Origin of the sequence: Nocardia abscessus NBRC 100374 (assembly GCF_000308455.1) — a bacterium.
GTDB classification, from domain to species: Bacteria; Actinomycetota; Actinomycetes; order Mycobacteriales; family Mycobacteriaceae; genus Nocardia; species Nocardia abscessus.
Window position 1 is genome coordinate 134,980 of record NZ_BAFP01000272.1, and the last position, 11,152, is coordinate 146,131.

10 protein-coding genes and 1 pseudogene are annotated in these 11,152 nt (G+C 66.1%); 10 read left to right on the forward strand and 1 reads right to left on the reverse strand.

The window, feature by feature from the left end:
* Window positions 1-61: 61 nt before the first annotated feature.
* Genes ON19_RS36130 through ON19_RS36165 form a run of 8 tightly spaced genes read left to right on the forward strand, consistent with a single transcriptional unit; the run spans window position 62 to window position 8,674 of the window.
* A complete protein-coding gene (locus tag ON19_RS36130; RefSeq protein ID WP_051169671.1) occupies window positions 62-928 on the forward strand; it encodes an MlaE family ABC transporter permease in 867 nt (288 codons plus the stop codon).
* Window positions 928-1,782 carry an ABC transporter permease gene (locus tag ON19_RS36135; protein WP_043703432.1) on the forward strand — a complete coding sequence of 285 codons (855 nt, stop codon included), beginning with the start codon at window positions 928-930 and terminating at the stop codon, window positions 1,780-1,782. The genes ON19_RS36130 and ON19_RS36135 overlap by 1 nt, the downstream gene beginning before the upstream one ends.
* Before the next feature lie 4 nt (window positions 1,783-1,786).
* Window positions 1,787-3,085, forward strand: coding sequence for an MlaD family protein (locus ON19_RS36140; RefSeq protein WP_051169672.1), 1,299 nt, complete (start codon window positions 1,787-1,789; stop codon window positions 3,083-3,085).
* Window positions 3,082-4,119: an MlaD family protein gene (locus ON19_RS36145; protein ID WP_063709541.1), complete on the forward strand. Its 1,038-nt coding sequence runs from the start codon at window positions 3,082-3,084 to the stop codon at window positions 4,117-4,119. Before ON19_RS36140 ends, ON19_RS36145 begins: the two co-directional genes overlap by 4 nt.
* Window positions 4,120-4,123: 4 nt before the next feature.
* The gene (locus ON19_RS36150) at window positions 4,124-5,197 is read left to right on the forward strand and encodes an MCE family protein (RefSeq protein ID WP_083899882.1); all 1,074 of its coding nucleotides are present in this window, start codon (window positions 4,124-4,126) and stop codon (window positions 5,195-5,197) included.
* Window positions 5,194-6,297 (forward strand): MCE family protein, encoded by a 1,104-nt coding sequence (locus ON19_RS36155; RefSeq protein WP_043703434.1) that lies wholly within the window; start codon window positions 5,194-5,196, stop codon window positions 6,295-6,297. Before ON19_RS36150 ends, ON19_RS36155 begins: the two co-directional genes overlap by 4 nt.
* Complete coding sequence (locus ON19_RS36160) at window positions 6,294-7,400, forward strand: MlaD family protein (RefSeq protein WP_043703435.1); 1,107 nt, start codon at window positions 6,294-6,296, stop codon at window positions 7,398-7,400. The genes ON19_RS36155 and ON19_RS36160 overlap by 4 nt, the downstream gene beginning before the upstream one ends.
* Window positions 7,397-8,674 (forward strand): MlaD family protein, encoded by a 1,278-nt coding sequence (locus tag ON19_RS36165; RefSeq protein WP_051169674.1) that lies wholly within the window; start codon window positions 7,397-7,399, stop codon window positions 8,672-8,674. The genes ON19_RS36160 and ON19_RS36165 overlap by 4 nt, the downstream gene beginning before the upstream one ends.
* An 89-nt stretch (window positions 8,675-8,763) precedes the next feature.
* On the opposite strand, the gene ON19_RS36170 is transcribed toward ON19_RS36165, so the two are convergent.
* Complete coding sequence (locus tag ON19_RS36170) at window positions 8,764-9,408, reverse strand: TetR/AcrR family transcriptional regulator (protein ID WP_043703532.1); 645 nt, start codon at window positions 9,406-9,408, stop codon at window positions 8,764-8,766.
* Between the two features lie 471 nt (window positions 9,409-9,879).
* Between ON19_RS36170 and ON19_RS36175 the strand changes: the two genes are divergently transcribed.
* Together ON19_RS36175 and ON19_RS42625 are read left to right on the forward strand one after the other, a co-directional pair.
* Entirely contained in the window at window positions 9,880-10,416 is a 537-nt protein-coding gene (locus ON19_RS36175; protein WP_043703436.1) for a hypothetical protein, read from the forward strand.
* 457 nt (window positions 10,417-10,873) lie between these two features.
* Window positions 10,874-11,152 (forward strand): annotated as a pseudogene (locus tag ON19_RS42625) (lipase); the annotation flags it as partial.

The following is an 11,152-nucleotide window of genomic DNA, read 5'->3' on the forward strand; positions in this document are numbered from 1 at the left end:
ACAGGTTCGTTCCGCGTCACCGTCAAGCACCAACGTCGACACCGGAAAGAGGAGGCTCATAGTGACACTCGATGAGACCTCGAATTCCCACCCGGCCGCGTCATCCGCGGTCGCCGAGATCAAGGACTGGTCGAAGAATTACGCACAGCGACACCCCATCGCGTCGCTGCGGACCGTCGGACGGCAGGTCGCGCTCGGTCGACGTGCTTTTCGCTACCTCGTCACCGACATCGCCGAACGGCGCTTTCCCTTCGACGAGTTCGTCGCTCAAGCGGTGTTCATGGTCAAGACCTCACTGCTTCCGACGGTGGCGGTCGCACTGCCCATCAGCGCCACACTGTCCATCCAATTCGGTCTGCTGGCCGGGCAGGTCGGCGCCACCGCGCTGGCCGGCGCGGCGAGCGGCTTGGCCGTGATCCGTCAGTCGGCGCCGCTGGTCACCGCCCTTCTGCTCGCGGCAGCGGTCGGTTCGGCACTGTGCGCCGATCTCGGTTCGCGCAAGATCCGCGAGGAGATCGATGCGATGGAGGTCATGGGAGTCTCGGTGCTGCGCCGGCTCGTGGTGCCTCGACTGGCCGCGGGGATCGTCATTGCCATGGCACTCACGAGTGTCAGCTGTTTTGTCGGATTCCTCGCCGGCTACCTGTTCAACGTCTATGTCCAGGACGGAACACCGGGCAGTTACATGGCGACCTTCTCCTCCTTCGCGACCGCGGGTGATCTGTACCTGGCAATGGTCAAAGCCGCCGTATTCGGTGTGATCGTCGTTGTCATCGCGTGCGAAAAGGGCCTGAACACGCGGGGCGGCCCGGGAGGCGTCGCGAACTCGGTCAATGCTGCCGTCGTGGCCTCCATCGTCGTTCTGATGGTGGTCAATCTCGGCTTCACCCAGCTCTACACCATGCTGTTCCCGAGGACGACACTGTAATGGCCACCGTCTATCGCCCCCCAGGAGTTCGGGCCGCGATCGCCGTGGCGCGCCCACCGTGGTACGGCATCATCCGGCTCGGGCACATGTTCACCTTTTTCGTGCGCGCCGTGGTCTCGATACCGGTGGCCCTGCGGCACTACACCAAGGAATCCACGCGGATCCTGTCCGATGTGACCTGGGGAAACGGCTCGCTCATTGTCGGTGGCGGAACGGCGGGGGTGATGATCATCCTGGGTGCCGCCGCCGGGGGCATCGTCGGTATCGAGGGATTCAACGCGTTGAAGCTGCTCGGCATGCAGCCGGCGACCGGGATGATCGCCGCGACCGCCGCGACCCGTGAGCTGGCTCCGATCATGGCCTCTATCGCATTCGCCGCCCAAGCGGGGTGCCGGTTCACCGCCCAGCTGGGCGCGATGCGGATCTCCGAGGAGATCGATGCGCTCGACGCCATCGCGATCCGCCCGGTTCCCTTCCTCGTCTCGACACGGTTGGTCGCTTCGATCGTGGCGGTGATTCCTTTGTTCCTGGCCGGCCTCGCCGCGGATTACCTCGCCGTGGAGCTGTTCGTCGGATTCATCGGCGGGCAATCGTTCGGGACCTACGAACACTATTTCGACCTGGTGCTCAGCGGCACCGACATCCTGTACTCGCTGCTGAAGGCGATCGTATTCGTCATCGTCACCACCACGATCCAGTGCTACTACGGCTATTACGCACGCGGTGGGCCACAGGGAGTCGGTGTCGCGGCCGGTCGAGCGATGCGCGCGAGCATCACCGTGATGATCTCGGTGAATCTGCTGATGACATTGGCACTGTGGGGTTTCGACGCCGGTTCGAGAATAAGCGGGTAGAGCGATGTCGATACTGTTCGAATCCGATGACAGGCATCTGACCAACGCGGGCCTGTTCGTGCGCGGCGTAGCCGTCCTGGTCGTTGTCACCGCCGCCGCCGCGGCGATGATCGCCCGGTCCGAAGGTGCGTTCACGCCCACCGTCGAGGTCACCGCGCTGCTGGTCGACGTCGGCGACGGGCTGCCGAAGCGGTCCGATGTCAAATACCGCGGTGTCCTGGTGGGCAGCGTGCAGGAGGTGGTTCCCGCAGCCGATGGGCAACCCAACAAGGTACGCATCGACCTGGTGCCCGAGCACGCCGCGGGGATTCCTGCCACCGTGACCGCGCGGGTCGTCCCGAGCAACGTCTTCGCTGTGCCGTCGATCCAGCTCATCGACAACGGTCCTGGTACCGCCGTGACGGCCGGCGCATCCATCCCGGAGGATCACAGCCGCGCCAGTGTGCAGCTACAGACCTCGCTGACAGCGTTGAGCCGCATCGTCGCCGCGGTAGGACGCCCCGGCTCAGACCCAACCGTCGGGATCTTCGAAACCGTCGAGCGAGCGACCCGGGGCCGGGGGGAGGACGCGCTCGCAGCCGCTGCCCAGCTCGAGCGAGTCGTGCGCGCCTACAACGCGGAGGCGACTTCCGGTGGCGAACACTCTCTCCTCACTGGGCTCTCGGAGGCAGTGCACGGGTTACAGCAGTCAGCACCCGACCTGCTCGCCGCCCTGCACGACGCGGTCGTGCCCATGCGCAGCGTGGCCGAGCAGCGACTCCGATTGACGCAATTGCTGACCGGCAGCATCGCGACCACCGAACGGGTCGGCACAGCGATGACCAATCGGACCGACACCATCATCGACCTCAACAGCAGAATGGGGCCGGTTCTCCAGATCCTCGCCGCAGGCAGCGGCAACTTCGTCCAGATGACGACCTCGCAGACCCGGATCGCTCGGGTATTCGCTCGCGATTTCTGGCAACCCGACAGCCAGAGCGGCACCGCCAAAGTCATCATCGAGCTCACCCCGCACAAGCAGTACACCCGGACCGACTGCCCCCGCTACGGCGAACTGGCCGGGGCAAGTTGCGAAAACGGCCCTGCCGGGGGGCCGCCCGTCATCGGCTCCACCGATCCGCCGCTGAACACACCGGAACAACGACAACGTGTCGCCGAGCGCCTCGGCCTGCCACCCGAATCCGTCGGCCTCGCAGAGTTGTTCGGCCTGACACAGCAGCCGCTCGCCGATCCCGGCACACCGCCCGCGGCCGATCCCACGGCAAGCGCTGCCACATCACCGGCATCAGGGGGACCGCGGTGAAACGTAGACGCGACCTCGCCGGACTGACCGTGTTCCTGCTCGTCGCCGCGCTCTTGACGTGGATGGTCCGCGTGACGCTGCAACGCGATGTCACCGGCGACACGCACTCCTATTCCGCGGTGTTCACCGATGTCTCCGGACTGCGTGTCGGCGATGACGTTCGGGTCGCCGGGGTGCAGGTCGGCCGAGTCGATGCCATCGACATCCACGGACCGCAGGCGAAGGTCACCTTCCGGCTGCGCCGGGATCAACCCGTCTACGGCAACACCCTCGCCTCGGTGATCTATCAGAATCTGATCGGGCAACGCTACCTTGGACTGAGCATGTCCGACTTCGGCGACCCGGCGCCTCTGGCGCCCGGAGCGCAGATCCCGCTCGAACACACCGAACCCTCCTTCGATCTGTCCGGGCTGCTCAACGGATTCCAGCCATTGTTCAGCACCCTCGCCCCTCAGGACGTCGACAATCTGACTTCCGCGCTGATCCGAGCACTCCAGGGCGACGACGGCGCGATCGCCGCCCTGATCACCGAGACCGCGACACTGGCGCAAGCCTTCGCCGGGCCCGACCAGATCCTCGGAGCACTCATCGACAACCTCTCGGCTGTCATGACCGCGCTGGCCGGCCAAAGCGCGGGGATGCGGACAACGATCGCCCAAACCCGCAAGATCTTCGACGCACTCCAGGACCGCCGTGACACACTGATGGACCAGACCGGCCGGATCGCCACCGTCGTGGCCGATGCCGCGGCCGTCGTCGACGGCGCCACGCCGTCGCTGAACGAATTCGTCGGCCGGGAACCCGGATTCGCACGGCATTTCGTCGCCGGCCGGGAGCGTTTCGCCTATCTCGGCTTCAATCTTCCGCTGCTGCTCAAATCCATGGTCCGAGCCACCGACAGTGGCGCCTTCGTCAACGCCTATGTCTGCGATATCGGCTTCAGCATCGTTCCGGGAGTCGATCCAGTGATCTCGCAGATCCTGGGAGCCGCTTCTCCCACAGGCCGACCCCAGAACTCCGCGATCTGCAGGTAGAACAATGATCAAGCAACTGCATGCCCTCACCCGCCTGCTACCGCGGCCGCGCACAGCGGGCACCGGCCCGCCAGACGCGGACAAGTCGCTGCGCACCGGGCTCATCGCCGTCGTCGCGCTGGCGCTGGTGCTCGTCGCGATGGTCGTAGTCGACTCGCTGCCTCTCGGCTCACGCACATACCGAGCCGACTTCGCGCAGGCCGCCGGGCTCGGCGCGGGCGACGCGGTGACCTGGGCAGGTATCCCCGTCGGCACGGTGACCAGCACGCGACTGGCCGGTGACCATGTCGAGGTGACCATGACGATCGATAACGACGACGTCACACTGGGCGCAGACACCGAAGCCGCGATCAAACTTACCACCCTGCTCGGCTCGCGTTATGTCGAACTGCGCTCCACCGGCACCGGCGAACTTCGCGACAATCTGATCCCGTTGTCCCGCACCACCGTCCCCTACGATCTCGAGACCGCGCTGCAGGACGCCACCAGCACATTCGGCCAGCTCGACGCCGACCGGATCGCCCAGTCGATGACGTCGCTGTCTCGCGGGCTCGAAGGCGTGCCATCCTTGATCCCGGGCATACTGCGCGACATCCGAGCACTCTCGACCGTCGTCGCGCAACGCCGTGACCAGATCGGCGCCCTGATCACCAGTGCCGGCCAGGTCAGCACCGTCATCCGAACTCAGCAGGCCGATCTCGCGGCGGTGATCGGCCAGGGCCGCACCGTCCTACAGCAGATCATCGCCCGCCAGGACGCGCTGCGCCGGCTGCTCGATGCGACCACCACCCTGGTCCGGCGACTCGAACCGATCGTGGTCGGCGAACACGCCGAGATCGAGCAACTGCTGACCGACCTGCACGACATGGCCGCGATGATCGCAGGCCACGACGACCTGCTACGCAACATCCTGCGAATCCTTCCGGTCCCGTGGCGGCTGTTCGCCAACGCCACCGGTACGGGAGCGGAACTGAGCGCCAACGCACCCGATGGCGCTTTCATCGACTCCTGGATGTGCGCGTTGAGCGCCACCGCTGTCGCGGCCGGCCGAGCCCCCTACCTCCAGGACTGCCGATGAGCGTCACGCTGTCCACCCTCAAACTGGCCGTGGTCACGCTGACCGCCGCCTGCCTGGCCGGATGCTCGTCCGGACCCGGCGTCGACACCACCACCATCACAGCCCGATTCGCCAATGCCAACGGTCTCTACGAGGGCAACTCCGTCTCGGTCCTCGGAATGCGCGTCGGCCGCATCGTGCGCATCGACGCCCGCGGCGCCGACGTCGAAGTCGAGATGAGAATCGACAGCGAAATCCGGCTTCCAGCCGATGTCCAAGCGGTCACGATCTCCGACTCGATACTCACCGACCGCCACATCGAACTCACACCGGTCTACCGAGGTGGCCCCACACTGCCTGCGGGTGCGGTGCTGGACACGACCCGCACGAAGACCCCGGTCGAGTTCGATGCCCTGCTGTCGATGGCGCAGAAGCTGTCCACCTCGCTCGGCGGTGACGGCAACGGCTCAGGCCCGATCGCCGACCTGATGAACCTGGGGGATGCGGCGACCAGCGGCAACGGCGGCGACATGCGGGCCGCGCTCGGTGAGCTTTCCCGCGCGCTGCAACTGGGCGAGGACCACGGTGCCGCGACCCGCGACGCGATCACCACCGTCGTCACCAACCTCGACTCCCTGACCGCGGCCGCCGCGCGCAACGATCGAACGCTCCGTGAATTCGGCAGGGCAGTAGCGCAACTCAGTGATTTCCTGGCCGAGCAGCAGCTGGGCACAGGCGCCACCGGTGCAGCGCTGAACAGGATCATCGTGCAGGTCACCGATCTACTCCGACGCCACCAGGGCACCATTTCCGAGCTGGCGACCGACGCGAACACCGTGTCGGCCTCCCTGGCCGCCTACGACTACAACATCGCCGAATTCCTGGACGTGTTCCCCTTGGTCACCGACAACACCTACCACGCCATCGACCAGAACGTCGGCGCGCTACGCGCCACGATCGACCTCAACAGACTCTTGCTCGACGGCCAGATGGTCAAGGAGATCTGCAATCTGCTGCAGCTGCAAAATCTCGGCTGCGCCACCGGGACCATGCGGGACATGGGACCGGATTTCGGTATCACCGCCATCTTGGCGGGAATCGCGGAAAAGCACAGCCGATGACACGATCGAAATGCATGTTCCACCTCGCCGCCGCCACCGCACTCGCGTTGTCCGCCACCGGATGCGCCGCGGGGCTGGACCGGCTGCCGCTCCCCGCGCCAGGACTCGGTGGTGACACCTACACCCTCACCGCGACCTTCTCCAACGCCCTCAACCTGCCCACCAAGGCGAAGGTAAAGCTCCACGGCGCCGACATCGGCCAGGTCGACTCCATGTCCGCCCGCGACTACACCGCCGTGGTCACCCTGCGCATCATCTCCACCGTGCGTCTGCCCCTCGGCACGTCCGCAGAGCTGAGATCGGCCACGCCCATGGGCGATGTCTTCGTCGCGATGAAACCACCTCGTGTCCGGGAGCCCGACACCGCAATGCTCGGCGACGGCAGCGCGATTCCGCTGGAGTTCACCTCGGCTGCCACAACGATCGAGGAAATGCTCACTCGCGCATCACTTCTGGTCAGCGGCGGCACCATCGACTATCTCACCAAAGTGATCTCCGCGCTCGGCGAGCACGTCGGGGGGCGCGGCGAGCGACTCGCCGCGCTGCTCGACCAGACGCGGACACTGCTGGCCACGCTCTCGGCCCGATCCGAGCGGATCGATGAAGTCTTGCGCTCCGCAGCCGATCTCAGCGCGACCGCCGCCACCCATCAGGCCACCCTCACCGACACCGTCGCAGCGGCAGGACCAGCCATGCAGGTGCTCGCCGACAACACCGACTCGTTCGTCACACTGGTGGACCGCATCCACACGATCACCGCGCAACTCGCGCGGTTCCCCAGCATCCAGGGCACCAACGACACGAGCATGATCGCCAACATCAACCAACTGGCCGCGGGGCTGAATGCCGCGGCTGTCAATCCCGACGCCGACCTCGACGAGCTGAACAACATGCTGGGCATCGTCCTCAAGATGATCAGTGGTCCCAACGGCCACGTCGACGTCGACCTCGTCCAACTCGCCGTCGGCGCCGTCCCCGACCCCGGATTTCCCGGCACACCCGGTGGCAGGCTTCCCGACGTGACGGACTGGACCGCCTTCGTGGGCTCGCTGCAGCACATGCTCGATCGACTGGGCAATCGACTGGAAGGCCCGCCACGATGACCAGCACATCCGGCCAGAGCAAGTGGGAGGCACCCGCCCGCCTAGTCGTCGGCATCGTCCGCCGCGCACACCGGTATCGGGTGGCGGCCTCGCTGCTCGGTCTGCTCGCGATACTCGGCAGTGCCAGTGGGTATCTGCTGATCGGGACACTCGAGATCGATCCGCTCAACCATCCGTACCGGGTACGCGTCGAACTGGATCGATCCGGCGGGCTGCTCCCGGGACAGGAGGTCACACTGCGTGGAGTCCGCGTCGGGCGTCTCGACGCCGTCGACGTCGCAGGCGACAAAGTGATCGCCGTGGCCGCCATCGATGAGCATGTCCGGATCCCCGCGTCCGGACAGGTCCGTGCCGCCGCCCTCTCCGCGGCCGGCGAGCAGTATCTGGATTTCCTTCCCGCCGGCAATGACGGCCCCTACCTCGCGGACGGCGCACTGATCACGGCCGACCGCACTTCCACCCCCGTGCCGCTGTCGGACATGCTCGAAAGCCTCAGCGGCACACTCGCCCAGATCGATCCCGCCCGGCTGGCAGCCATCTCCCGGGAACTGGGTGTCAGCCAGGCGGGCCCCGACAAACTGGCGACGATCATCGACGGCGGTACGTTCCTCATCTCGACGCTGGACACGACACTGCCGCACACGGTGAACCTGCTCCGCAACAGCAGAGTCGTCTTCGCCGCCTTGCGCGACGGCCAGAACGCACTGCAGTCGACTTCGGCGAACCTGGCGGCCACACTCAGCGGCATATCTTCGATGACCGGCGGCTTCGAACGACTCGTCACACAGACTCCGCCGATGCTGACCACCCTCGACACCATCATCGTCGAGAACGCACCGACCATGGTGCAATTGCTGGGCAACCTCGTCACCGTCTCACAGGTCTCCTACTCCAGAATCCCCGCCTTCAACGAGTTCTTCTTCCCCCAGCAGCGTGCCGGATCGGCACTCGATGCCGTGACCTCGGCGTTTCACGACGGCGGTGTCTGGGCACTGGCGAGTATCTACCCCCGCTACGCCTGCGACTACAACGTGCCACGACGTCCCGGTTCCGTGCCCGACTACGCCGAGCCCTACCTCCACGTGGACTGCACCGATCCCGATACCACACTCATGCCTCGCGGCGCCCGCAACGCTCCACGACCACCCGACGACCCGGTGCCACGCCCCCCGCACGGCGATCCCTTCCAGACCGCCGACCCCGCACCGGTCGGACCACTGTCCATCCCCACTCCCTACGGCGGTCCCCATGCCCCGGTGCCGATCCCACGATGACAGATTGCGAGCGGACTGCTCGCCATCACCGTTGACTCCTGGGGGCTTTCACGCCCGCACCTCGTTCGGGGCTTGCAGCGAAGGCTCTTTCATTCGTGGCGCGTCCGCTGCCCGCGCTGCAGTTCATCGGCTACCGGCTGGAAAGGTGCCGCGAGGGTAGGGCTCACGCTCCATGTGGGCGTATCGTGCTGGGCCATCGTGCTTCCGGCTATGCCGGCCACTGCGCGGTTGTCGCTGGTCAGCCGGTGCACAGCTCGCTCGAGGATGGGTAGGATCTCGGTGATCTCGAGGCTTCGGTCGACGAACTGTCCGATCAGTGCGTAGGTCATATTGGACAGGACCAGTGCGACATCCTCGACGTAGGACGAGTCGGCACCCTTGAACAGCGCAGCGGCGATCGGCAGCAATGCGTGAATGCCCTGGGTGTCCAAGCGATGTCCGCCCGCACCGGTGCGCGCGCGGTGGTATGCCTCGAGCATCCGGGGGTTGCGCTCCCACGGTTCGAATACGTACCGCAGGACTCGCATCAGCCCGTCGTGCAATGCCTCATCCGCGGGCGGTCGCTCCATCGCCGCGTAGCTGTGTCTCGCCATCCAGCGCTCGACAGCGGTGACGATCAAGTCGTCGCGATCGGTGAAGTGCTTGTAGACGGTGGTCAGCGAGACATGCGCTCGGCGCGCGACCTCCCTGAGGTGGACGGCGTCGTAGCCGTCGGATTCCAACAACTCGAGCACAACGCCGATGATGACTTGCCGGGTGGAAGCGGCTCTCGGTCCCGGACCCATCCGCCTACGGTAACGCCGAGGGCGAAGCTCGGCACCACTGCGGTGCCAAGCTGTTCTTGGCCCGGCTCGCCGGGATGCCCGCCACGAAGGCTGTAGGCGACCGCGGCCTCGCCTCGAGCGGCAGTGCAGCGACTCTGGCCGCAAAGCAGAGTAACTATGTTACCGTTCGGTGGTTTCCTGTGATGGACGTCATGTTCATCCCCGGGTGATTCGTATCACACCGGCGGCAAGTCGCGATGGTGGAGTTCGTGGGAGGTTTTCGATGCATCGACAACGTCCGATTGGGAGGGCGAGCGCGTGCCGATCGGAGCACGGCGGCGGTGGTCCTGCGATCGTGTGCCGTGGCCGTTCGGAAATGAGGATCGACACTCGCGAGTCGGCAGCCGCCTCGGGTGACCTCGCCGGGCGGAGGGGGAGTCGATGAGGTATCGCCTCGACGTGCTTGCCAGCAGTATTCCCGATGCCGTCGAGCACGCCGGTGGCTGGCTGTTCGATCGAGCTGTCGGGGGCTGGGATGTGACGGTGCTCGTTGCGGAGATGTCGGATATCCGGCCGCTGCGCATCCTGGGCGCGGAGGTGGCCGAGCTCGAGTCGGCGCTCGCCGCATGGGGCGATGGGCGTCGACCGGACGCATTGGCTGTTGCCGCGAACGTTTGCGAACGCGATCACCGGGCGCGCAGGGGGCTGCTCGAGGCGCTGAACGACGGCGGTGTCGAAGTGCTCGTGTGGGGTGAGGGTCGGCCGTCTCCGTCCGGGTATCGGGTCGATCCGGTGCTGCACCGGTTGAGTGTCGCCGCGCAGGCGTTCAAGGCGCAGGCGCTGATCGCCGCGGCGACCCCGGGAGTCTCGGTCGGCGCGATCGAGATCTTCCGTAGCGGGCTCTGGCCCTATCCCCTGGCCGGTGCCGATCTCGGCCCGCTCGGCAGGCCGCGTCCATATTTCGTGCCGCCTCGGTAAACCTCGGACGCCGCGCGGGCTCCACACGTCTCATACGTTCGGCCTGTGGCGGATCACCTGTGCTCGTGTCATGACGCGGTACGCATCGCCGCAGCTGAATCCGCCGAACTCGCTGCGGCGCCGACCGCACAGCAGGCCGCGATGAGGTTTGCTCTGAGCTTGCTCGGCAAGCGCCGACCTTCTTGGACGGGTTTCTCCAGTCGCCAGAAGTTGGCATCGCGCGATTCCAACTTTTCGGTAACCGTGTTACCGTTCCGTAGGTCGGAAGCTGTGACGTACTTCATGTTGTACGGCTATAGCGACTCAGGACACTTCGGCGACGGTGCCGGGTGGAGTTCATGGAGAGTGATCGATGCAGCGACAGCAGGGGCGGTCTCGGTCGGGGTGGCGGCGGTGGGCCGTTGCGGTGGCGGCGGCGGTGGCCGTAGCTTGTGCTACCGCGGTGGCGGTGGTGGGGGTGGACACAAGGGAGGCGGCCGCGGCCCCGGTGAACGATTTCTATCTTCCGCCTTCGCAGATTCCGGTGGAGCCGGGTGCGATTGTGAAGACCGCGCCGATGGCGTTGTTCGCGACGGTGCCCACGGATAAGGGGTGGCCGGGTAAGGCGCAGCATGTCATGTACACCAGCCGGTTGCAGGACGGGTCGCCGGTGGCGGTGTCGGGAACGTTCATCGACGCGACCGGTCCGTGGCAGGGGCCGGGTGCGCGTCCGACGGTGGTGATCGCTCCGGGTACG

Bases quoted from the DNA above. Each gene is read 5' to 3' on its own strand.
- ON19_RS36135 (WP_043703432.1), top strand. From the start codon at position 928: ATGGCCACCGTCTATCGCCCCCCAGGAGTTCGGGCCGCGATCGCCGTG.
- ON19_RS36175 (WP_043703436.1), top strand. From the start codon at position 9,880: ATGAGGTATCGCCTCGACGTGCTTGCCAGCAGTATTCCCGATGCCGTC.
- ON19_RS36155 (WP_043703434.1), top strand. From the start codon at position 5,194: ATGAGCGTCACGCTGTCCACCCTCAAACTGGCCGTGGTCACGCTGACC.
- ON19_RS36165 (WP_051169674.1), top strand. From the start codon at position 7,397: ATGACCAGCACATCCGGCCAGAGCAAGTGGGAGGCACCCGCCCGCCTA.
- ON19_RS36160 (WP_043703435.1), top strand. From the start codon at position 6,294: ATGACACGATCGAAATGCATGTTCCACCTCGCCGCCGCCACCGCACTC.
- ON19_RS36140 (WP_051169672.1), top strand. From the start codon at position 1,787: ATGTCGATACTGTTCGAATCCGATGACAGGCATCTGACCAACGCGGGC.
- ON19_RS36150 (WP_083899882.1), top strand. From the start codon at position 4,124: ATGATCAAGCAACTGCATGCCCTCACCCGCCTGCTACCGCGGCCGCGC.